The following is a 22,757-nucleotide window of genomic DNA, read 5'->3' on the forward strand; positions in this document are numbered from 1 at the left end:
GCGGTAAACAACGGCGGCGCACGGGGGTTTGCCGATGAAGCGTTATTCGCTCAGCGCTTGCGCGGCCGTCTGCCGGCCGTGTTGTTGGTGCAGACGCAGCGTGATGGCAAACGCGCCCAGCACCATCAGCGCCGCCGCCAGATAGACCGATTGCATGCCCCAATGCCCAATCAGCAAGCCCGCCACCGGACCGGTTAATCCCAGTCCTAAATCGAGAAACGCCGAATAAGTGCCGAGCGCCGAACCCTGATCCTGCTGCTGTACGCGCTTCACCGCTTCCACGCCCAGCGCCGGGAACACCAGCGAGAAACCGCCGCCGGTGAGGAACGCGCCCAAATCCACCAGCCAGATGCTGTCGGCCTGCCAAATCAGCAGCAATCCGGCACACTCCAGCACAAATGACACCAGCGACACTTTCAGGCCACCGAAACGCGTGATGTAGCGACCAAAACCGAGACGCACAATCACAAAGCCGAGGCTGAACAGCGTCAGCGCGAACGCCGCACCGCTCCAGTCGCGGCTGGCGAAATAGAGCGTGATAAAGGTGGAAATTACGCCGAAACCAATGGTGCCAAAGCCAAGCGCCAGACCAAACATCCACACGCGGCTGACCACGCGATGAAACGGAATGCGCACGCCGGCGGAGACGCTGACGCCCGCTTTGCGACTCGCCATCCAGAATCCGGCAACGCCCATGATCGCCACCAAACCAGCAAAGCCGCTGATGCCAAACCACTGATTCAGCAGCACGCCGAGCGGTGCACCAATCGCCATGGCGAAATAGGTGGCTACGCCGTTCCACGAGATCACCCGCGCGGTTTGCAGCGGACCGACAATGTTCATGCCCCACAGCGTCGATCCGGTACTGCTGAAGCTTTCGCCCACGCCGAGGAACAAGCGCCCCGCCGCCAGCAGCGCCAGGCTCAGCAGCGGCATGTCACTGCACAGCGCGGCGATAATCGACAACACGCCGCTCATGCCGCAGAACACCAATCCCATCATCACCACGCGCTTCGGACCAAAGCGATCCGCCAGACGACCGGAGTGCGGGCGGCTTAATAGCGTAGCGAAATATTGCAGGCTGATGATTAATCCGGCGATGAACGAGCTGAATCCAAGCTGGTTATGCACAAATCCCGGCAGCACCGCGAGCGGCAAACCCACCGAGAGATAGCAAAAGAAGGTGAAAACAATGACGGAGAGAATACGTTTATTTAACTGAGCGTTACTCAGTACAGCGGCGTCAGACATGGAAAGTGGCGTCGGGAACGGTGATGAAAATGGACAATAACTATAACCTTAGCCTGCTAAGAGATCGCGACTTTTTTAGTTATAAAGTACTAACAGATTGGAGGAAATAATGAGCACACATCCGGTCTTTCATATGGCGCAATAAATCGCGCTGCTACGAAATGTGCGTATTGGTGATTATGCGATGATACGTGTTGCATGTCGGTCAATTGCATCAGCAATATCGGCGGAAACGCGCAAGGTGCGCACTTCGCTGAACAAGCCGTCGGCTTGGTGATACGCCTTGCGCAGGTAGCCAAGCCACTGCTTGATGCGCGCCACGTGATACATGCCGGTATCGCCCTGCTTTTCCAGCTGAGTGTACTTCAGCAACAAGGCAACCACGTCGGGCCACGCCATCGGCGCTTCGTTGTACTTCACCACGCGCGCCAGATTCGGCACGTTGAGCGCGCCGCGCCCTATCATCACCGCATCGCAGCCGGTAATGCGCATGCAATCCTGCGCGTCCTGCCAGTTCCAGATCTCACCGTTGGCGATCACCGGAATGCGCAGACGCTGGCGGATTTCGCCAATCGCCTGCCAGTTAATGCTTTCGGCGCGATAACCGTCTTCTTTAGTACGACCGTGCACCACCAGCTCGCTGGCACCGGCTTGCTGCACCGCATCGGCAATCTCAAAACGACGATCGCCGGAATCCCAGCCTAACCGAACTTTTACCGTCACCGGCAGATGATCCGGCACCGCTTCACGCATCGCTTTCGCGCCGCGATAAATCAGTTCGGGATCTTTCAGCAAGGTGGCACCGCCGCCGCTGCCGTTGACCAGCTTCGACGGACAGCCGCAGTTGAGATCAACGCCCCAGGAACCGAGTTCCACCGCGCGCGCGGCGTTCTCGGCCAGCCACTCGGGGTATTGCCCGAGCAGCTGCATGCGAACGCGCGTGCCTGACGGCGTGCGGCTGTGATTATGCAGCTCAGGACACAAACGATAGAAGGATTTTACCGGCAGCAGCTGATCGACCACGCGCAAAAACTCGGTCACGCACAAGTCATAATCATTCACCCCGGAGAGCAGCTCACGCACCAGCGAATCAAGCACGCCCTCCATCGGCGCCAGCAACACCCTCATGACGTTAGGCGTTCCCGGTTTTCTTTGGCGCCGGACGACGACGACCGCTGTTGGCGGCTGGCGCAGCCTGACTTGCGCCCTGCGCTGGACGACGCGCGGAACGCGCTTCACCCTGCGGACGTGGCGCATTGCCGCTATGCGGGCGAGAAACGTTGCCGGCCTGGCCGCGACCCTGGCCTTGACCACGTCCACCTTGACCGCGACCGCCGCCCTGCTGCTGACGACCGTTCTGGATTGGCTCAGCTTTGATGCTGGGATCGACTTCGAAACCAGGCAGCTCGATGCGCGGGATTTCACGCTTCAGCAGACGCTCAATGTCACGCAGCAGTTTGTGTTCATCAACACACACCAGCGACAGTGCCGCGCCGGTAGCAGCCGCACGGCCGGTACGACCGATACGGTGCACGTAATCTTCCGCCACGTTTGGCAGCTCGTAGTTCACCACGTGTGGCAGCTCTTCGATATCCAGACCACGCGCCGCGATGTCGGTCGCGACCAGTACGCGAATGCCGCCGGATTTGAAGTCAGCCAATGCACGGGTACGCGCGCCCTGGCTCTTGTTGCCGTGGATCGCGGCGGCGGTGATGCCGTCTTTGTTCAGCTGCTCAGCCAGATGATTGGCGCCGTGTTTAGTACGGGTAAACACCAGCACTTGCTGCCAGTTATCACGACCAATCATCAGCGACAGCAGTTCCCGCTTGCGCTTCTTATCCACGAAATGCACTTGCTGTGAAACTTGCTCAGAGGCGGTGTTACGACGCGCAACTTCAACCTGTTCTGGGTTGGTAAGCAGTTTTTCCGCCAGCGTTTTGATCTCGTCAGAGAAGGTGGCAGAGAACAGCAGGTTCTGACGCTTAGCAGGCAGACGCGCCAGCACGCGACGGATGTCGTGGATGAAGCCCATATCGAGCATACGATCCGCTTCATCCAGCACGAGGATTTCAACCTGTGACAGATCAACCGCGTTCTGGTGCGCCAGATCGAGCAGACGGCCCGGTGTCGCCACCAGCACGTCAACGCCGCCGCGCAGTTTCATCATCTGCGGGTTGATGCTCACGCCGCCAAATACCACCAGCGAACGGATATCGAGATATTGGCTGTACTCACGCACGTTCTCGCCAACCTGAGCCGCCAGTTCGCGGGTCGGGGTCAGGATTAACGCACGCACCGGACGGCGGCCACGCGCCGTGGACGGTTTTGCAGTCAGACGCTGCAGCAACGGCAGCGTAAAGCCGGCGGTTTTACCGGTGCCGGTTTGGGCGCTCGCCAGCAGGTCACGACCAGCCAGCACCACAGGAATGGCCTGACGCTGAATCGGCGTCGGCTCTTGGTAGCCTTGTTCTGCTACCGCACGCAAAATATCGGCACTTAAGCCGAGAGAGTCAAATGACATGCAGGTGTATTACTCCGAACCGTCCTGACCGCCGTAGGCGATGTAGTTTTCAGGAGGGATATGACGCAAGCCCGGGGCTCACGTGTGAAAAGGGCACAAACTACCATGCGTAAGGGCGCGAGTTTAGCAGCTTTCCGCGCAGACAGCATCCATAAAAAAAGGAGCCGCATTGGGCTCCTTTTTGTCAGGTCCGCAGGGTTGCGGTCCCTAATCGATCAACTGCGCTTCTTCTCGATGCGCTGAACCGGCTCTTTCGCCAGCAGTGAAACCAGCGCCGGTCCCACCAACATCACCACGCCGAGGAGACCAATCAGCAGGTTGTTGTGGATAAAGCGGGAGATCAGGAACAGCGTTAACATCGCTGCGCCAAAGTAGTAAGTGGTGGTCACCTCTTCGAGGGAATCACCCATTCTACGTAAACGGGCACTACGCTGCATGACCAGCATGGTAATGAATACCACCGCATAAGCTGCCACCAGGGTACTGCTCACTTCAACCAGCGCCCTATGTTTCCAGCCCCAAACCAGTGCGGCAATCACCAGCAGGTGCATTGCAATGTGCAAACAAGTTTGTCCGGTAACAATCTGAACACGATTAGACCATTTCATTCTCTTCTCCTGGCAGACCCAACAGGTCGCCCAAGTGTATCTGGCTGGAGGCCAGACGAACGTCCTCAATGTAAAGCAAATTTCGGATTACGCCCTAATTTTCTGCCCTTAACACCATCCATTTGTGACAAAGACTACACTTTGTGCTGTTGATGATGAAAAGGAGCGCGTCGAAGTATGCCACAAAATACGCAAGGATTTTCATTTAAAGTCCTGACGATCAATACCCACAAGGGTTTCACCAGCTTTAATCGCCGCTTTATCCTGCCGGAATTGCGTGATGCTGTTCGCGCCACATCGGCGGATATCGTCTTCCTGCAAGAGGTAATGGGTACCCACGCCATCCATTCGCTGCACATTGAAAACTGGCCGGAAACCTCCCATTACGAATTTCTGGCCGATACCATGTGGAACGATTTCGCCTATGGCCGCAACGCGGTTTATCCCGAGGGACATCACGGGAACGCGATATTGTCACGCTTTCCCATCGTTGAATATGAAAACCGCGATATTTCCGTCGCCGGAAGTGAAAAACGCGGCATGTTGCACTGCCAAATCCGCCTGCCGGATCGGGCGGAACCGCTGCATGTGTTCTGCGTACATCTCGGTCTGAAAGAGAAACATCGCCAGGCGCAGATGAAGATGATGTGCGACTTTATCGATACGCTGCCGCCCGATGCGCCTTTGGTGGTAGCCGGTGATTTCAATGACTGGCAGGTCAGCGCCAATCGCTTTCTCAAACGCGCGGTGGGCTTAGAGGAAGTGTTCAGTATCAAAACCGGCCGCCCTGCTCGCACCTTCCCGGCGCGTTTTCCGCTGTTACGGCTAGATCGTATCTACATCCGCAACGCTACGGTGAGTAAGCCGTGGGCGCTGCCGGTTAAACCCTGGTCTCACCTGTCCGATCATGCGCCGTTAGCGGTGGAGATTTTCCTATGAGTTTCAATTGGCGCGACGGTAATCAGCTCCGTCTGTTAGAAAATGGTGACCAGTTTTTCCCGCGCGTATCAGGCGCTATCCAACGCGCCGAGCGTACGCTGCTGCTGGAAACCTTCATCCTGTTTGAGGATGAAGTCGGCAACGATCTGCACGAACAGCTGCTCAAGGCGGCGCAGCGCGGGGTTAAAGTCGAGGTGATGGTCGATGGCTACGGCTCGCCAGATCTCTCCGACCGCTTTGTGGATAGCCTGACGGCCGCGGGCGTGCGCTTTATCTATTACGATCCGCGTCCGCTGGTGCTCGGCATGCGCACCAATGTGTTTCGTCGCCTGCACCGCAAGATCGTGGTGATCGATGAACAGATCGCCTTTGTCGGCGGCATCAACTTCTCCGCTGAACATAACATCGATTTCGGTGCAGAGGCCAAACAGGATTATGCCGTGGAGGTGAAAGGCCCGGTGGTGCTGGATATTGCCCAATACGTGCAGCAACAAATGGGCAGCGAACAGCACACGCGGCGCTGGTGGGGTGCGCGTTCCCATCGCCCGGCGGTCAACGCCATGCCCGGTGAAGCGCAGGTGCTGTTTGTCTATCGCGATAACGACGAACACCGCGACGACATCGAACAGCACTATCTCGCCATGCTGCGCAAGGCACAGAAGGATGTGATCATCGCCAACGCCTACTTCTTCCCCGGCTATCGTCTGCTGCGCGAAATGCGCAGCGCGGCTCAGCGCGGCGTGCGCGTCAGGCTGATTGTGCAGGGCGAGCCCGATATGCCGATCGTCAAAGTCGGTGCCGAGCTGCTGTACAACTACCTGGTCGATGGCGGTGTGGAAGTGTATGAATATTGCCGCCGCCCGCTGCACGGCAAAATAGCGGTGCAAGATCAGCAGTGGTCCACCGTCGGCTCCAGCAACCTCGATCCGCTGAGTTTATCTCTCAATCTGGAAGCTAATTTGATGGTGCACGATCGCGCTTTCAACCAGACGCTGCGCGACAATCTGGAACTGCTGATTCAGCAGGACTGCGTGCGCGTGGAGGATGACAAGCTGCCGCCGCGCAACTGGTGGCAGCTCACCAAGGGCGTGATTGTGTTCCACTTTTTACGTCATTTCCCGGCTATTGCCGGATGGTTGCCTGCGCACACGCCACACTTGTCGCAAGTTGCTCCCCCCGTACAACCCGAAATGGAAACTCAGGATCGGGTTGAAGCTGATAATTCAGGAGCAAAATCCTAATGTCGAAAAAGAATCCGCGCTGGCAACTGGCGAAGAAAATCCTCACCTGGCTGTTTTTTATTGCGGTGATTGTGCTGCTGGTGGTGTATGCGCGCAAGGTGAACTGGGAAGACGTCTATACGGTGATCGTCGGCTATAACCGCTATGTGGTGCTAAGCGCTGCTGCACTGGTGGTGGTGAGTTATCTGACCTATGGCTTGTACGACCTGATTGGACGTGCCTACTGTGGTCATAAGCTGGCGAAGCGTCAGGTGATGCTGGTGTCGTTTATCTGTTATGCCTTCAACCTGACGCTCAGCACCTGGGTTGGCGGCGTGGCGATGCGCTATCGGCTCTACTCAAGACTCGGTTTGCCGGGCAACACTATTACGCGCATTTTCTCGCTGAGCATCGCCACCAACTGGCTCGGCTATATTCTGCTGGCCGGCGTGGTGTTTGCGGCGGGCATGGTGCCGATTCCCTCCGGTTGGTTCATTGGTGAAACCACGCTGCGCATCATTGGCGCGGTGCTGCTGGTGATGGTGGCGGTCTATTTGTGGGCTTGCGCCTTCGCGAAGAAGCGCCGCTGGACGGTTAAAGGCCAGCATCTGCAGCTGCCTTCTCTGCGCATGGCGCTGTTCCAGTTTGCGGTCTCCTGCGCCAACTGGATGGTGATGGGCATGATTATCTGGCTGCTGCTGGCGCGTCAGGTGGATTATCCGATTGTGTTAGGCGTGTTGCTGATCAGCAGTATCGCCGGTGTGATCATTCACATCCCGGCCGGGATTGGCGTGCTGGAAGCGGTATTTTTGGCGCTGCTCAGTGGGCAACACGCCTCGCACGGCACCATTATTGCAGCGCTGCTGGCTTATCGCGTGCTCTATTTTATTCTGCCGCTGTTGGTGGCGCTGGTGCTCTATTTGTGGCTGGAGAGCCGCGCGAAGCATTTACGGCAGAAGAATGAGCAGAAGATGGAGAAATCGGTATCGCGGTGAGTTTGTGCGGAGTTCCCCTCTCCCGCGGGCGGGAAAGGGGACAGTTTAGTGCGTGGTTTAGCGGCGGTTGCCGAAGATGCGCAGCAGCATCAGGAACAGGTTGATGAAGTCGAGATACAGCGTTAACGCACCCATGATTGAGGCGCGACGCAGGTTCTCTTTGTCATTGACGTTGATATTCTCGCCAATCGCCTTCAGCCTCTGCGTGTCATAGGCGGTTAAGCCAACAAACACCACCACGCCGATATAGGTAATCGCCCACATCAGCGCCGGGCTTTTCAGCCAGAAGTTCACCAGTGACGCCAGCAAAATACCGATCAGCGCCATAAACAGCAGGCTGCCAAAACGGCTCAGGTCGCGCTTAGTGGTGTAACCGTAGAAGCTCATGGCACCGAACATCCCGGCCGTCACGAAGAAGGTGCTGGCGATGGATGAGTAAGTGTAAACGAGGAAAATACTCGCCATGGTTAATCCGGTTAGCGCCGAATAGAGCATAAACAATGCGGTGGCGACCGCGCCGCTCAGGCGATGCACCATGCCAGACAACACAAACACCAGCGCTAACTGCGCGATGATCAAGCCGAAGAAAGTGATGCGGTTAGCAAACACCAGTTCCATTACTGCAGGTGTGCGGGCAGCAAACCACGAAACAAACGCGGTGAGCAGCAAGCCGCAGGTCATCCAGCCATACACCTGCGCCATGTAGGTCTGCAGCGAGGTGGATGCCTGCTGCACGATTGAATCATTACGTGGATATCGATCCATGAAGCGCCTCATTAGCGGTTACGTTAACAAACTCTGTAAGTGTGGAGTGTACACCCGTTTGCGTCAACGGCGCGTCAAGCACTGTTGATAGCGGCCATTTACGCGCTGAGCGAACCACGCGGTAGTGAGATTGCGGGTGATTTTCGGGCTCTCCAGCTTGATGCCCGGCAGCATTTCGCGCGGCAGACGTTTTCCGGCCATCTTATCGGCGAGGATAAAGGTCTGCTTCCACAGCGTGCTGTTAGCAAAATCTTCGCTGTCGCCCTTCTCCAGATCGCGGCGGATTTCGCGATTGCTCATATCCAGCTGCTTGCTCAGGCTGCGCACCGCCAATTCGGTGGAACCGGCCTGATCGCTGCCATAGACGATCAGGTCGCCATCCAGTGCCAGCTTGATGCCGCTGGCGCGCGCGATGGCCGCCTGAAATGCGGCGTTGCGGCTGGCGTACCAACCGGCGTTGAAGTCGGCGAAGCGATACAGCGGCTGGCTGTAATCGGCCGGGTAGCCAAGCAGATGCAGCGTGCCGAAGTAGATACCACCGCGACGAGTGAAGACTTCACGACGAATCGAGCCGTCAACCGCATACGGATAGCCTTTGGCGTGCGCTTCCGCAAACGCAATGCTGACCTGCATCGGCCCGCCGGTATGAATTGGGTTGAGGTTGCCAAACAGCTTTTGCCCCATCGGCACCATATCGATGAAATCATCAAAAATGGCGCTCAGCTCTTTCTCGCTGCGCACCTTATCCAGACGCGCGGCATAGCTTTCGCCATTCGGTGATTTGATCAGCAGTGCGGTGCGCACCAGAAATGCCGGCACATGCACTTTGGCAGCGCGGCGATCAATCTCGCCCCAGGCGATTTTCGGTAAACCCGGCACCACCGCATCGGCGCTGAAGTTAGACTCCTGATCGGTGACGGCAATCACCGCGCAGAGGTTGCTGACGCTGGCATCAATTTGCTGCACGCGGAACGCGGTATAGATGTCGTCGGCCCAGGCGGATTTCTGCTTCACGTCGCTGGGCAACAACTGCTGGATTTGGCTTTTCACATCGGCGGGCTGACGCGCGGGCGCCTGCGGCTCTTTTTTCGTGCTACAACCGGCCAGCACCAGCGCAGCCAGCAAAGCTGCGCCTTTCATCATCTTGCTCGTGTTCATCCTGCTCCCTGACGCCAATAAAAAACCGTACCTTAACGTTTTCAGTGGCCTGCCGCTATCGGAGCGGGAGGATTTTGCGCGCTAGCTCCAGCGTTCAGCGGCCTGATGATCGCTATCACGGGCATCAACCCAGCGGTCGCCTGCGGCGGTGGCTTCACGCTTCCAGAACGGCGCGCGGGTTTTCAGGTAATCCATGATGAATTCGGTGGCGGCGAATGCGCTGCCGCGATGCGCGCTGCTGACGCCAACAAACACGATCTCATCGCCGGGAAACAGTTCGCCAACGCGATGGATCACCGTGACCTGCTGCAGCGCCCAGCGCTGACGCGCGTCTTCCACGATCTCCGCCAGCGCTTTTTCCGTCATGCCGGGATAGTGCTCCAGCGTCAAGGCCGCCACGCTGGCACCGAGATTGTGATTGCGCACTTTGCCGGTGAAGGTGACGACCGCGCCGTCGCTGTCATGGGCGGCGAGTTTTTCGTACTCTTCGCCGACGTTGAACGGCTCTGAACCCACACGAATCCGCGTTTCCATCATCAGCCTCCGGTGACCGGCGGGAAAAAGGCCACTTCATCACCCGCACGCAGCGGATGACTCATCGGCACCAGCGTTTGGTTTACCGCCGCCAGCAGCTTGCCGGATTCCAGCGCCAGCGCCCAGCGATCGCCCTTCTCTGCTAACGCCGCGCGCAGCGTGGCAACATCGGCGTAGTCAGGCTGCAAATCCAGTGAAGCGGAGCCGGTTAATTCCCGCACCTGAGCAAAAAACAGCACCTTAATCATGGCTCACCGCCCTGAAGTCGCCGGATTTGCCGCCGCTTTTGGTCAGCAAACGCAGCTGGTCGATGACGATGTCTTTTTGCACCGCTTTGCACATGTCATAGATGGTGAGCGCTGCAACGGACGCCGCCGTCAACGCTTCCATCTCAACGCCGGTTTTACCGGTGAGACGACAGAGCGAGGTGACACGCACGCGATTGTGCTGCGGTTCCGCCAGCAAGGTAACTTCCACCTTGCTCAGCATTAGCGGATGACAGAGCGGAATCAGTTCCCAGGTGCGTTTTGCCGCCTGAATACCGGCGATGCGCGCGGTGGCGAACACGTCGCCTTTGTGATGGCTGCCGTCAATAATCATCTGCAGCGTTTCGGCGCTCATCAGCACCAGTGCTTCGGCCTGCGCTTCGCGCACCGTTTCGGTTTTGCCAGAGACATCCACCATGTGGGCTTCGCCAGCGGCATTGATATGTGTTAACGATGACATGCTTACAACTTCTTCAAATGTGAGACGAAATTACACGGACGCGTACGCGCATCCAGCTGATCTTCAATAATGCGTTCCCAGGCGCTGCGGCAGGCGTTGGTCGATCCCGGCACGGCAAAAATCAGCGTCTGATTGGCTAATCCAGCCACCGCGCGCGACTGCAGCGTCGAGCTGCCGATCTCTTCATAGGAGATCATGCGGAACAGCTCGCCAAAGCCTTCGATTTCGCGGTCCAGCAGCGGCAGCAACGCTTCTGGCGTGCTGTTTTTGCTATTGAAACCGGTGCCGCCGTTAACGATCACCACTTGCACATCGTCGCTGGCAATCCAGCGCGATACCGTGGCGCGAATGCGATAGCGGTTATCTGGCACAATCGCGCGATCAACCACCTGATGCCCGGCTTCCGCCAGCGCTTCACGCAGATAATCGCCCGATGTGTCATTGCTGGCATCGCGGCTATCCGAGACGGTCATCACCGCCACATTTAAGGCGACAAATTCGCCGGAAGGTTTACCCATGGCCGTAACTCCTGTGTTTAGCCACCAATAAAGGAGAGATTTTGCGTGATGCCGGTGTTGCCCTGATGCAGGAAATGCGTCTGCTTTTTCTGTCCAAGGCTGTGCGCAATGCGCGCCTGCAACTCGTCTTGCTGATCGTCAGAGGCCAGCAGATCGCGCAGCGACACGCCGCCGTCACCAAACAGGCACAGATGCAGATTGCCCAGCGCCGAGACGCGCAGGCGGTTGCAGCTGGCACAGAAATCTTTCTCGTACGGCATGATCAGGCCGACTTCGCCCTGATAATCGGGATGACGGAACACCTGCGCCGGACCGTCGCTGCGGCCGCGCGCCTGGCGTTGCCAGCCTTGCAGGATCAGCTGGTCGCGGATCACTTCACCGGAGATGTGATGACGGCGGAACAGATCGCTGCCTTCGCCGGTTTCCATTAGTTCGATAAAGCGCAGTTGAATCGGTCGCAGGCGCAGCCACTCGAGGAAGGTGCTGAGGCTGTGGCTGTTCACATCGCGCATCAGCACGCTGTTGACTTTCACTTTCTCGAAACCGGCATCAAAGGCGGCGTCGATTCCCGCCATCACCTCGGCAAATTTGTCCTGGCCGGTAATGGCGTGAAACCGGCGTGCGTCGAGGCTATCGACGCTGACGTTGATATGGGTGAGACCGGCAGCGCGCCAGGCATGTACGTCACGCGCCATGCGATAACCGTTGGTGGTCATCGCGATCTGGCGAATGGCGGCGTTTTCACGCACTGCAGCGATGATGTCGGTGAAATCACGCCGCATGGAGGGTTCGCCGCCCGTCAGGCGCACTTTTTCCGTGCCCGCCGCCGCAAAGGCACGCGTCACGCGACGAATCTCATCCAGCGAGAGAAAACTTTTATTGTGCGTACCGTTCGGCTTATAGCCGTTCGGCAAACAGTAGGTACAACGGAAGTTACACACATCCGTGACCGACAGGCGCAGATAGTAAAAGCTGCGCGCATAGGCATCTGTAAATTGTGGCACCTGAACACCTTTCCAAAGTCGGGAGATGCAGTCATTTCTTTCTGCACCCTGGCAGCTCAAGGCTGCGGCCTGGCTTCCATATCGATAACGACTTAGGAAACCAGGCTTGGGAGTTTGTTGTCATTATGGACAACACGGTTAAAACGAATGGTAGCGCGATTAACGGTTAGCATCCATGAGTGATTTTCGCTATATATCTTGATGCATAACGTTTTTTCACCGCATTTTCGCGACAGGATACGGTAAAATGCACCACAGATATTGATGCACATCAGTTCAACTACGCCTCAACGCGAGGACGTCAGTGACAAAGGAGAAACATGAATCGAACCCTGGCAGATTTGGATCGCGTAGTGGCATTAGGTGGCGGACACGGTTTGGGTCGCGTGATGTCGGCGCTGGCACCGTTAGGTTCGCGCCTGACCGGCATCGTCACCACCACCGATAACGGCGGATCCACCGGCCGCATTCGCCGCTCGGAAGGCGGCATTGCGTGGGGCGATATGCGTAACTGCATCAATCAGTTGATCACCGAACCGAGCGTCGCCACCGCGATGTTTGAGTATCGCTTCACCGGTAATGGCGAGCTGGCCGGGCATAATCTGGGCAACCTGATGCTGAAGGCGCTTGATCATCTCAGCGTGCGCCCGCTCGAAGCCATCAACATCATCCGCAATCTGCTCAAGGTCGATGCGTTTCTGATCCCGATGTCGGAACAGCCGGTCGATCTGGTGGCGCAGGATGGCGAAGGCAATATGGTGTACGGCGAAACGGCAATTGATGAGATGAAGCAGCCGCCCCAAGAGTTGATGTTACATCCGAATGTGTTGCCAACCCGTGAAGCCATCGAGGCGATTGGCGAAGCGGATTTGATTCTGATTGGCCCCGGCAGCTTCTACACCAGCCTGATGCCGATTCTGCTGATGGAAGAGATGGCGCGCGCGCTGCGCCGTACGCCTGCCACCATGGTGTTTATCGGCAATCTGGGCCGCGAACTGAGCCCAGCGGCAGCTAGCCTGAATGTGGCCGACAAGTTGGCGATCATGGAGAAAGCGATTGGCAAGCGGGTGATTGATGCGGTGGTGGTGAGTCCGGCCGCCGATATTCGCGGCGTGGAAGAGCGTTTAATCATTCGCGAACCGCTGGAGGCCGCCGACATCAAATATCGCCATGACCGCCAGCTGCTGCGCATCGCGCTGGAACACGCGATTCAGGCCGTTTAATTTCCAGGTGCGCATGAATGCGCACCCTACGAAAACCACGCTGGATTCCTGTAGGGTCGTCATTCATGGCGACCTGGATACCACAATCAGGAAGCCGCAATAAACAGCTCGCGCAGTTGATGTAACTGATCGCGCACGCTGGCAGCCTCTTCAAACTCCAGATTCTGCGCGTGCTGCTGCATCTGCCCTTCCAGCTCGTGAATCTTCTTCTGCATCGCTTGCGGCGTAAGCGCCATATAGTTGGCTTCCGCTTCTGCTGCGGTGCGTGAGGCGGTTTTGCCTTTACCACGCGTTTTCACTACGTTTTTGCCGAGCTCAAGAATATCAGTGATCTTCTTGTTGAGCCCTTGCGGCGTAATGCCATTCTCTTCGTTGTATTTCTGCTGCTTCTCACGACGACGCTCGGTTTCGCCCATCGCGCGCTCCATCGACGGCGTGATTTTATCGGCGTAGAGAATCGCCCGGCCATTGATGTTACGCGCGGCGCGACCAATGGTCTGTATCAGCGAACGCTCCGAACGCAGGAAGCCCTCTTTATCGGCATCGAGAATCGCCACCAGCGACACTTCCGGCATATCCAGACCTTCTCGCAGCAAGTTGATGCCAACCAGCACATCAAATTCGCCAAGACGTAAATCGCGGATGATCTCCATACGTTCCACAGTATCGATATCCGAGTGCAGATAGCGCACCTTCTCGCCGTGCTCCACCAGGTATTCGGTAAGATCTTCCGCCATACGCTTGGTCAGCACAGTCACCAGCACGCGCTCGTTAATCTCAACACGCTTGCGGATTTCCGACAGCAAATCGTCGACCTGCGTCGCCACCGGCCGTACTTCCAGAATCGGATCCAGCAGGCCGGTTGGACGCACCAGCTGATCGATCACTTCGCCACCCGATTTTTCCAGCTCGTAATTGCCCGGTGTGGCCGACACGTAAATGGTTTGCGGAGCGGCTGCTTCAAACTCTTCAAACTTCATCGGACGGTTATCCAGCGCCGACGGCAGGCGGAAACCGTACTCCACCAGCGTCTCTTTACGCGCGCGGTCACCACGATACATGCCGCCAATCTGCGGAATGGTTACGTGCGATTCGTCGACCACCAGCAAGCCATCCGCCGGTAAATAGTCGAACAAGGTCGGCGGCGGCTCGCCCGGTCCGCGCCCGGAGAGATAGCGCGAGTAGTTTTCGATGCCGGAGCAGTAACCCAACTCGTTCATCATCTCGAGATCGAACTGCGTACGCTGGGAAATACGCTGCTCTTCCAGCAGCTTATTGTTCTCCAGCAGCACTTTGCGGCGCACCACCAGCTCATCTTTGATCTCTTCCATCGCCTTAAGAATGCGCTCACGCGGCGTCACATAGTGCGTTTTCGGATAGACGGTAAAGCGCGGGATCACCGAATCAATCTGGCCGGTGAGCGGATCAAACAGCGACAGCCGCTCAACTTCTTCATCAAACAGCTCAATACGCAGCGCAATATCGTCCGATTCCGCCGGGAACACATCGATCACTTCGCCGCGCACGCGGAAGGTGCCGCGCTGGAAGGCCTGATCGTTGCGAGTGTATTGCAGCTCCGCCAGACGACGCAGAATGCTGCGCTGATCGATAATCATGCCGCGCGTCAGATGCAGCATCATTTTCAGGTAGAGATCGGGATCGCCCAAACCGTAGATCGCCGAAACCGAGGCCACGACGATGACATCACGGCGCTCCAGCAGCGCTTTGGTCGCCGACAGACGCATCTGCTCAATGTGCTCATTCACCGAGGCATCTTTCTCGATAAAGGTGTCAGAACTCGGCACATAGGCTTCAGGCTGATAGTAATCGTAATATGAGACGAAAAACTCCACCGCGTTATCCGGGAAGAACTCCTTCATCTCCCCGTAGAGCTGCGCCGCCAGGGTTTTATTTGGCGCCAGCACCATCGTCGGGCGGTTGAGGTCGGCAATCACATTCGCCACGGTAAAGGTTTTACCTGAGCCGGTCACGCCCAACAGCGTTTGATGCGCGAGTCCATCTTCCAGTCCCTCTTCGAGACGGCGAATCGCCTCAGGTTGATCCCCTGAAGGCTTGAAAGCGGAGTTGAGTTTAAAGACTTTGCTCATGTTTTAGCGGTTCCAGCAGATGAAGTCGGCGGGCAGGCTGCTAATTCTACTCTGCTATGGCGAATTTGCCAGAAAATAATACTGGACATAATCACAGTAACCTTGCACGATAATGGCACCTGACGGCGATTCTCTTCAGTGCAATTTAAGCGGCGGGCGGCAAGTTGTTGTTGCGCAATGTTATCCCCAGGCGGAGGATGCTTTTAACATTTGTCAATAGAGTGTCATTAAATTGCAGTCCGATGACAAGGCAGATAATTCGCATGCTTGATTTTAACTAACCTGCTGTTTTAATTCACTTTGACTCAAAAGCCCAGTTTCTCATCATAATGTAGGAAGGCCGCGAATTTACTCGCTTCCACACGGTTTTCAGTCGCTAATGCACAAGGTTATCCACAGTAATGGTGGATAAGTGAATCCAGCCCCGAGCCCATCGGCTGTGTATAATTTTCTCCCGCCCATTCTTAAGCGTGAAAAAAAATTTTTTCGCATTTATTTTTCCCGCCGTGCGTGTCGCATTCCCCCCCTTTTTCCGGCTTTACCTTCCCGTGCCCAGCGAAAAGTCAGGCGTTAAGGCCATTTATTTCTCCGGTTATTGCCTTACGAACGATCAAATGCACCAGAAACGTTAAGCAGTCAGCACCGTCAAAGTGCAGTCGGTTTATCACCGCTGGCAATTGTTAAGCTTCTCTCAACTTTTAGCCGCTGATTTGTCAGGTTTCCGCCGCAGTTGCGCCTGAATTCCCAACCTGGCCTAGGAATTGCAGTATTAGCACTATGGAGTGACGAGTCCATATCGGCGCTTGCCGACGACAGCGGTGTCCATCAATCGTGCACGACTGTATGCCAGACGACACAGAGCGGGAGCATTCAGGCTAATAATCTGGAAGGAGTATGTCAGATGCTGAGTTTACGTTCGGTGAATCAGTTTTACGGTCAAAATCACATTCTGTGGGATGTCGATCTCGATCTGCCGCCGGGCACCTGTACCGGCGTGCTGGGCAGTCCCGGCATGGGCAAAACCACGTTGGTGAACTGCATTATGGGCCGCCTGCCAATTAACAGCGGCTCGATGACCTGGCAGGAAGATGGCGCGCCGCCGGAAGATTTACTGTTGCAACCGGCCGAACTGCGCGCGCGCACCGGCATTGGTTATGTGCCGCAAGGACGGCATATTTTCTCGCAAATGAGCGTGGAGGATAACCTGCTGATCGCCCTGATGGCGGCACAGGACGATCGTAGCCGTGCCATTCCGGAAATGGTGTTCGACCTGTTCCCGGCACTCTATTCATTGCGCCATCAGCGCAGCGGCGAGTTGCCAATGGAACAGCAACAACATTTGGCCCTGGCGCGTGCGCTGGTGCTGCAACCCAAGCTGGTGATTCTGGATGAGCCGACAGAGGGGATGTCGCCGTGGCTGGAAGAGGAGATGGGCAATCTGATTCGTCGGTTAAACCGTGAGTATGGTTTAACCATTCTGCTGCTTGAGCAGCACGTCTCGTTTGTCCGCCGCGTCGCCGATTATTTCCTGCTGCTGCATCGCGGACGCAATGTGGCGCACGGCAAAGTGGCGCAGCTGGATGATTTGACGGTGAATAAGTGGCTGACCGCAAGGTGAAGAGGTAGCCAGGTCGCCGTGAATGGCGACCTGGGTTATTTATTGCGGCAACGTCAAATAACGCCCGCACTCGGCCTGCTGCGCCTGGTCGCGTAGGTGCGGAATCTCACCGAGGAACGGCGCATCAATGCGCTGACGCAGCGTATCCATATACTCCTGATGACGTTTGCCGGGCGGCTGAATATCATTGGCAATCCAGCCCGCAAGGCGTAATCCGCGCGCTTTAATCGCTTCGGCGGTCAGCATGGCATGATTGATGCAGCCTAACTTCACACCCACCACCAGAATCACCGGCAGCTGCTCGGCTTCCACCCAATCGGCGTAAGTTTGCGTCTCCGACAGCGGCGTAAACCACCCGCCTGCGCCTTCGACTAACACCCATTCTGCCTGCTGCTCCAGCGCGCGCAAGCCCGCTGACAGCGTGGTAAAGCTAATCGGCCTGCCCTCTTCCGCGCTAATGATATGCGGCGAGGTCGGCTCGACAAACGCCAGCGGGTTCACCTGCTCGTAGCTTAACGGCAAGGTGCTGTAGCGCTGCAACGCCAGCGCGTCGCTGTTGCGGATGCCCTGCGGCGTGATTTCGCAGCCGGATGCCACCGGCTTATAGCCTGCGGTGCGTAAACCGGCGGCGCTTGCCGCCTGCAGCAGCGCGCCGCTGGCCACGGTTTTGCCAACTTCGGTATCGGTTCCGGTAATAAACCAGCGTGTCATTTGCTTAAAACTCCATACATCAGGTGATAACTCAGGCGATAACCGGACTCGTCCTGCGGCCAGCGCTGCTCAAGTTGTGCCAGTTGGGAACGCGTTAGCACGCTGGCACCGCGACCATCGTGCAGGTGCGTGGCCCCAATGCCTTTCAGCGATCGCATAGCGCTGAGCGCACTGGGAAAATGCAGGGTGATAACCTGCTGCTGCGCAGCGATCGGCAGCGTCGCGGTGGCCGCATGAAACTGGGCAGCGCTGAGGAAACGGTTGGCGTGCCGGCGACCATCCAGCTGTGCCCACGCGTAATGCACTTCGTGCAGCGAACCGTCGAGCAACGTGGAAAACAGCACCGTGCCGCCCGGCCGCGTGACGCGCATAAACTGCTGCAGCGCGGTGTGCAAGTCGCTGCTCCACTGCACCGCCAGATTGCTCCACACGCCGTCAACGCTGGCGTCCGGCAGCGCCAACGCATCAATATCGCCCAACAGATAGTGCTGCGCCGATTGCTGATCGCGCGCGGTTTGCAGCATGTTGGGCGACAGATCGAGCGCCGTCAGCGTGCGCCCGCGATCGCGCCAGTAGCGGCTATACCAGCCGGTACCGCACCCGGCATCCAGCAGGTGCGGACCAAAACCAGCGGGCGCCAGCGCCAGCAGCGCATCGCCGCTCAGCCGCTGTAACTGCGCGTGCTGCTCGTAATGCGCAGCCGCACGACCAAAAGCCTGCGCCACGGCCTGTTTGTTAACCTGCAGCGTCATACAGAGCCTCCAGCAAACGATCAATGTCATCGGTGTGATGTGCAGCGGTAAGCGTGATGCGTAGCCGCGCGGTGCCCGGCGGCACGGTTGGTGGCCGAATCGCACTGACCCAACAGCCGGCCTGCGCCAGCCGCTGCGACAACGCCATTGCCGCGCTGTTTTCGCCAACGATCAGCGGCTGGATGGCGCTCGCAGAATCGACCAGCTGCCACGGCAAATCCGCCGCAGCGGCGCGGAAACGCGCAATGTGGCTGCGCAGTTTTTCGCGCAGCGCATCACCTTGTTGAATCTGCCGCAGTGCCGCCAGCAGTGCGTAGCACTGCGCCGGTGGCATCGCGGTGGAGTAGATCAGATGGCGGGAAAACTGCTCGACGTAATCAGCGGTGGCGTCATCGCACAGCAGCGCCGCGCCGCTGACGCCAAACCCTTTGCCGAAGGTAACGATCAGCAGTTCCGGTTTGACCTGCTGCTGCCAGCAGCTGCCGCGCCCTTGCGCGCCGGTCACGCCGATACCGTGCGCATCATCCACCAGCAGCCAGCCGTTGCCGCGCCGCGTCTCCGCAGCGATCTGTGTTAGCGGAGCGCTGTCGCCGTCCATGCTGAATACGCCTTCGGTCACCACTAGCGTGCCGCCGTCCGACGGCGTTGCCAGCAGCTTCGCCAAACTTTCCGGCTGATTGTGGGCAAAACGGCGCAGGCTCGCCGGGCTGTGGCTGGCGGCATCCAGCAGTGAAGCGTGCGCCAGCTTATCGGCGAAGATGCGATCCTGCTTTTCCGCCAGCAGATGGATCACCGCCTGATTGGCGGCAAACCCCGAAATGAACAGCAGCGCGCGCGAATAGCCCAGCCAGTCAGCCAGTTCCTCCTCGAGCTGCGCATGGTGGCGGCTGTAGCCGGTCACATGCCCGGATGCACCCGCGCCAGCACCCGTCTCGGCCGCGCCCTGCTGCCACGCGGCAATCACCGCCGGATGCTGGCTCAAGCCAAGATAGTCGTTGCTGGAGAAGTGACGATAACGCTGACCCTCCAGCGTAATTTCCCGCACGCTGTTGTGCTCAACGCGACGCCGTAAACGCCAGCCATCCGCGGCACGCCGCGCCGTCAGCGCCTCGTCGATACGTTGTGACCAGCCCATTTACACCGCCGCGTTGTAGAACTGCTCGGTATCCGCGTGCAGCAGTTGCTCGCTGAGCTGATGCTGCTGCTCATTGTCACCCGCCGTTGTCGCGGTGTGCTCCGGATTCAGGCCCAGTTTGCGGAACAGAATCAGATCCTTATCCTCTTCCGGATTTGGCGTGGTAAGCAGCTTGCAGCCGTAGAAGATCGAGTTAGCGCCGGCCATAAAGCACATTGCCTGCGTTTGCTCGCTCATCTGCTCGCGTCCGGCAGAAAGACGCACATGCGACGAGGGCATCATGATGCGCGCCACCGCGATGGTGCGAATAAAATCGAAGGGTTCAACATCGTCGTTATCGGCCAGCGGCGTGCCTTTGACCTTTACCAGCATGTTGATCGGTACGCTTTCGGGCGGCGTCGGCAGATTCGCCAGCTGCACCAGCAAGCCCGCACGATCTTTCACCGTTTCACCCAGACCCACGATGCCGCCGGAACACACTTTGATGCCCGCGCCGCGCACTTTATCCAGCGTATCCAGACGTTCCTGATAGCTGCGCGTGGTGATGATGTTGCCGTAAAACTCTGGCGAGGTGTCGAGGTTGTGGTTGTAGAAATCCAGTCCCGCTTCGGCGAGGCGCTGCGCCTGGTCGCCATCCAGCGTGCCAAGCGTCATGCAGGTTTCCATGCCCATCGCTTTCACGCCCTGCACCATCTGCTGAAGGTAAGGCATGTCGCGCTCGTGCGGGTTTTTCCACGCGGCGCCCATGCAGAAACGGCTCGATCCCGCCGCTTTGGCTTTGCGCGCCGATTCCAGCACCGCATCCACTTCCATCAGACGTTCCGATTCCAGCCCGGTTTTGTAACGCGCGCTCTGCGGACAGTATTTACAGTCTTCCGGACAGGCGCCGGTTTTGATTGATAGCAGCGTGCTGACCTGCACCTGGCGTGGATCGAAGTGTTGACGATGCACTTGCTGCGCTTCAAACATCAACTCAAGGAAAGGTTTATCGAAAAGTGCCTGAGCTTGTGCCAGTGTCCAGCGGTTTGCCATTGCTTACTCCAGAAAAAGGGGTTCATCCCGACGATTAACGTGGTTATACTTGTAAACTAAATCTTTTTAAAATGGTTTACAACTCGCATGTTCACTCAGGACGACCTCAACTTTGACCGCCAGCATATCTGGCATCCCTACACGTCGATGCGCGATCCCCTGCCCTGTTATCCGGTTGTGGCGGCGCACGGCTGCCAGCTGCAGTTGGCCGATGGACGTGAACTGGTGGACGGCATGTCGTCGTGGTGGGCGGCGATACACGGCTACAACCATCCGCGTCTCAATCAGGCGCTGCAGCAGCAAATGACGCAGATGTCGCATGTGATGTTTGGCGGCATCACCCATCCGGCGGCGGTGGAACTGAGCCGCCAGCTGGTTGCCATGACGCCTGACGCGCTGGAGTGCGTGTTCCTCGCCGATTCGGGTTCGATCGCCGTCGAAGTGTCGATGAAAATGGCGCTGCAATATTGGCTGGGTCGCAACCAAACGCGACAGAAATTCCTTACGCTGAAGCGCGGCTATCACGGCGATACTTTTGCCGCGATGTCGGTGTGCGATCCGGAAAATTCGATGCACAGCCTGTGGCGCGGCTATCTGCCGGAACATCTGTTCGCCAACGCGCCGCAGTGCGCTTTCGATGACGCGTGGAACGAGGCCGATTTTGCCAATTTTGCGCAGCTGGCGGAAATCCACCATCGGGAGATTGCGGCGGTGATTCTGGAGCCGATTGTGCAAGGCGCTGGCGGAATGCGCTTCTACCATCCGCGCTATCTGCAGCAGGTGCGCGAGCTGTGCGATCGCTACGGTTTGCTGCTGATTGCCGATGAGATCGCCACCGGATTTGGTCGCAGCGGCAAGCTGTTTGCCTGCGACCATGCGGGTATCACGCCGGACATTCTCTGCCTGGGCAAAGCGCTGACCGGCGGCACCATGACGCTCTCCGCCACGCTGACCACGCGTGAAGTCGCCGACACCATTAGCCGCAGCGCAGCGGGATGCTTTATGCACGGCCCTACTTTTATGGGCAATCCGCTGGCCTGCGCGGTGGCGGTGGAAAGTCTGAAGATGATCAATGAAGGCGGCTGGATAACGCAGGTGGCGCACATCGAACAGCAGCTGCGCACCGAGCTGCTGCCGCTGCGCCGTCATCACGCGGTGGTCGATGCGCGCGTGCTGGGTGCGATTGGCGTGATCGAAACCCATCAGGCCGTGAACATGGCGGCGCTGCAGCACTTCTTCGTTGAACGCGGCGTGTGGATTCGTCCGTTTGGGCGCTTGATCTACCTGATGCCACCTTATCTGATTTCTGCCGCCGAACTGACGAAACTAACGCAAGCGGTAGGTGCGGCACTGGATGTTGCGGCGCATTTCCACCATGATTGAGGGTTCTGCACAACCATAAAAGGAGCGATCATGCGCGTAGTTAGCCAGGATTTTAACGACGGCGATAAGATGCCAGAGCGACACGTTTTCAATGGCATGGGTTACCAGGGCGACAATCTGTCACCGCATCTGGCGTGGGATGATGTACCGGCAGGCACCAAAAGCTTTGTTGTCACCTGCTACGATCCTGACGCGCCTACCGGTTCCGGCTGGTGGCATTGGGTGGTAGCGAACATTCCGGCTGACGTTACCGTGTTGCCGCAGGGTGCCGGTTCCGGCGTGGCGGACTTGCCGGAGAGCGCCATTCAGACGCGTACCGATTTTGGCCAAACCGGCTACGGCGGCGCAGCGCCACCGCAGGGCGAATCCCATCGCTACATCTTTACGGTGCATGCGCTGGATACGGATAAAATTGACGTGGATGAAGGCGCGAGCGGCGCGATGGTTGGCTTTAATGTGCATTTCCATGCGCTGGCCAGTGCGTCGATTACGGTGAAGTACGCGTAACAGCTCAGAATCGCGCTGTTAGGGAATATGCCTGCCTGTTTGATCAGGC

General features: G+C 57.7%; 23 protein-coding genes and 1 riboswitch. Of the genes, 7 read left to right on the forward strand and 16 right to left on the reverse strand.

Annotated elements, in window-relative coordinates; translation table 11 throughout:
- Positions 1-42: 42 nt before the first annotated feature.
- The 4 genes from ACVLVH_RS09795 to ACVLVH_RS09810 all read right to left on the reverse strand — a co-directional run bounded on the left by ACVLVH_RS09795 (position 43) and on the right by ACVLVH_RS09810 (position 4,380).
- Positions 43-1,251, reverse strand: coding sequence for an MFS transporter (locus tag ACVLVH_RS09795; protein ID WP_101763166.1), 1,209 nt, complete (start codon positions 1,249-1,251; stop codon positions 43-45).
- A gap of 177 nt (positions 1,252-1,428) precedes the next feature.
- Positions 1,429-2,379 (reverse strand): tRNA dihydrouridine(16) synthase DusC, encoded by a 951-nt coding sequence (gene dusC, locus ACVLVH_RS09800; RefSeq protein WP_137385415.1) that lies wholly within the window; start codon positions 2,377-2,379, stop codon positions 1,429-1,431.
- 4 nt (positions 2,380-2,383) lie between these two features.
- On the reverse strand, positions 2,384-3,772 hold the full coding sequence (gene rhlE, locus ACVLVH_RS09805) for an ATP-dependent RNA helicase RhlE (RefSeq protein WP_192236598.1): 1,389 nt from the start codon (positions 3,770-3,772) through the stop codon (positions 2,384-2,386).
- 215 nt (positions 3,773-3,987) lie between these two features.
- Positions 3,988-4,380, reverse strand: a complete 393-nt coding sequence (locus tag ACVLVH_RS09810; RefSeq protein WP_101763168.1) for a YbhQ family protein — start codon at positions 4,378-4,380, stop codon at positions 3,988-3,990.
- A gap of 177 nt (positions 4,381-4,557) precedes the next feature.
- Here ACVLVH_RS09810 and ACVLVH_RS09815 point away from each other — a divergent pair, with 177 nt between their 5' ends.
- Genes ACVLVH_RS09815 through ACVLVH_RS09825 form a run of 3 tightly spaced genes read left to right on the forward strand, consistent with a single transcriptional unit; the run spans position 4,558 to position 7,534 of the window.
- Positions 4,558-5,319, forward strand: a complete 762-nt coding sequence (locus ACVLVH_RS09815) for an endonuclease/exonuclease/phosphatase family protein (RefSeq protein WP_101763169.1) — start codon at positions 4,558-4,560, stop codon at positions 5,317-5,319.
- Positions 5,316-6,560 carry a cardiolipin synthase ClsB gene (gene clsB / locus ACVLVH_RS09820; protein ID WP_137385413.1) on the forward strand — a complete coding sequence of 415 codons (1,245 nt, stop codon included), beginning with the start codon at positions 5,316-5,318 and terminating at the stop codon, positions 6,558-6,560. The genes ACVLVH_RS09815 and clsB overlap by 4 nt, the downstream gene beginning before the upstream one ends.
- Positions 6,560-7,534 (forward strand): lysylphosphatidylglycerol synthase domain-containing protein, encoded by a 975-nt coding sequence (locus ACVLVH_RS09825; protein WP_101763171.1) that lies wholly within the window; start codon positions 6,560-6,562, stop codon positions 7,532-7,534. The genes clsB and ACVLVH_RS09825 overlap by 1 nt, the downstream gene beginning before the upstream one ends.
- Before the next feature lie 57 nt (positions 7,535-7,591).
- Here the strand turns inward: ACVLVH_RS09825 and ACVLVH_RS09830 are convergent, their stop codons facing one another.
- From ACVLVH_RS09830 to moaA, 7 genes are all read right to left on the reverse strand, one after another.
- Positions 7,592-8,299, reverse strand: coding sequence for a Bax inhibitor-1/YccA family protein (locus tag ACVLVH_RS09830; protein ID WP_101763172.1), 708 nt, complete (start codon positions 8,297-8,299; stop codon positions 7,592-7,594).
- Between the two features lie 63 nt (positions 8,300-8,362).
- Positions 8,363-9,457, reverse strand: coding sequence for a DUF1615 domain-containing protein (locus ACVLVH_RS09835; protein WP_101763173.1), 1,095 nt, complete (start codon positions 9,455-9,457; stop codon positions 8,363-8,365).
- A gap of 81 nt (positions 9,458-9,538) precedes the next feature.
- Positions 9,539-9,994 carry a molybdopterin synthase catalytic subunit MoaE gene (moaE, locus tag ACVLVH_RS09840; RefSeq protein ID WP_222210715.1) on the reverse strand — a complete coding sequence of 152 codons (456 nt, stop codon included), beginning with the start codon at positions 9,992-9,994 and terminating at the stop codon, positions 9,539-9,541.
- Positions 9,994-10,239, reverse strand: coding sequence for a molybdopterin synthase sulfur carrier subunit (gene moaD, locus ACVLVH_RS09845; protein WP_498949308.1), 246 nt, complete (start codon positions 10,237-10,239; stop codon positions 9,994-9,996). Before moaD ends, moaE begins: the two co-directional genes overlap by 1 nt.
- Entirely contained in the window at positions 10,232-10,717 is a 486-nt protein-coding gene (gene moaC, locus ACVLVH_RS09850; protein WP_101763176.1) for a cyclic pyranopterin monophosphate synthase MoaC, read from the reverse strand. Before moaC ends, moaD begins: the two co-directional genes overlap by 8 nt.
- A 2-nt stretch (positions 10,718-10,719) precedes the next feature.
- Positions 10,720-11,235, reverse strand: a complete 516-nt coding sequence (moaB, locus tag ACVLVH_RS09855; protein WP_101763177.1) for a molybdenum cofactor biosynthesis protein B — start codon at positions 11,233-11,235, stop codon at positions 10,720-10,722.
- Positions 11,236-11,252: 17 nt separating this feature from the next.
- On the reverse strand, positions 11,253-12,239 hold the full coding sequence (gene moaA, locus ACVLVH_RS09860; protein ID WP_312464524.1) for a GTP 3',8-cyclase MoaA: 987 nt from the start codon (positions 12,237-12,239) through the stop codon (positions 11,253-11,255).
- Positions 12,228-12,364: riboswitch (molybdenum cofactor riboswitch) on the reverse strand. It overlaps the preceding gene by 12 nt.
- Before the next feature lie 195 nt (positions 12,365-12,559).
- Between moaA and ACVLVH_RS09865 the strand changes: the two genes are divergently transcribed.
- Positions 12,560-13,462 (forward strand): gluconeogenesis factor YvcK family protein, encoded by a 903-nt coding sequence (locus tag ACVLVH_RS09865; protein ID WP_110865766.1) that lies wholly within the window; start codon positions 12,560-12,562, stop codon positions 13,460-13,462.
- An 86-nt stretch (positions 13,463-13,548) separates the two neighbouring features.
- Here the strand turns inward: ACVLVH_RS09865 and uvrB are convergent, their stop codons facing one another.
- A complete protein-coding gene (uvrB, locus tag ACVLVH_RS09870) occupies positions 13,549-15,570 on the reverse strand; it encodes an excinuclease ABC subunit UvrB (RefSeq protein ID WP_192236602.1) in 2,022 nt (673 codons plus the stop codon).
- 901 nt (positions 15,571-16,471) lie between these two features.
- On the opposite strand from uvrB, the gene ACVLVH_RS09875 reads away from it, so the two are divergent.
- Positions 16,472-17,188 carry an ABC transporter ATP-binding protein gene (locus tag ACVLVH_RS09875; protein ID WP_110865765.1) on the forward strand — a complete coding sequence of 239 codons (717 nt, stop codon included), beginning with the start codon at positions 16,472-16,474 and terminating at the stop codon, positions 17,186-17,188.
- A 39-nt stretch (positions 17,189-17,227) separates the two neighbouring features.
- Here ACVLVH_RS09875 and bioD read toward each other — a convergent pair whose 3' ends face one another.
- Genes bioD through bioB form a run of 4 tightly spaced genes read right to left on the reverse strand, consistent with a single transcriptional unit; the run spans position 17,228 to position 20,818 of the window.
- Complete coding sequence (gene bioD, locus ACVLVH_RS09880; protein ID WP_312464525.1) at positions 17,228-17,899, reverse strand: dethiobiotin synthase; 672 nt, start codon at positions 17,897-17,899, stop codon at positions 17,228-17,230.
- A complete protein-coding gene (bioC, locus tag ACVLVH_RS09885) occupies positions 17,896-18,651 on the reverse strand; it encodes a malonyl-ACP O-methyltransferase BioC (RefSeq protein ID WP_312464526.1) in 756 nt (251 codons plus the stop codon). The genes bioD and bioC overlap by 4 nt, the downstream gene beginning before the upstream one ends.
- Positions 18,635-19,786, reverse strand: a complete 1,152-nt coding sequence (gene bioF / locus ACVLVH_RS09890) for an 8-amino-7-oxononanoate synthase (protein ID WP_498949310.1) — start codon at positions 19,784-19,786, stop codon at positions 18,635-18,637. Before bioF ends, bioC begins: the two co-directional genes overlap by 17 nt.
- Positions 19,787-20,818, reverse strand: coding sequence for a biotin synthase BioB (bioB, locus tag ACVLVH_RS09895; RefSeq protein WP_192414215.1), 1,032 nt, complete (start codon positions 20,816-20,818; stop codon positions 19,787-19,789).
- Positions 20,819-20,905: 87 nt separating this feature from the next.
- Between bioB and bioA the strand changes: the two genes are divergently transcribed.
- Positions 20,906-22,201, forward strand: a complete 1,296-nt coding sequence (bioA, locus tag ACVLVH_RS09900) for an adenosylmethionine--8-amino-7-oxononanoate transaminase (RefSeq protein WP_192414213.1) — start codon at positions 20,906-20,908, stop codon at positions 22,199-22,201.
- Positions 22,202-22,231: 30 nt separating this feature from the next.
- Complete coding sequence (locus ACVLVH_RS09905; protein ID WP_101763187.1) at positions 22,232-22,708, forward strand: kinase inhibitor; 477 nt, start codon at positions 22,232-22,234, stop codon at positions 22,706-22,708.
- Positions 22,709-22,757 lie beyond the last annotated feature (49 nt).

Source organism: Kluyvera sp. 1366, from assembly GCF_054823405.1.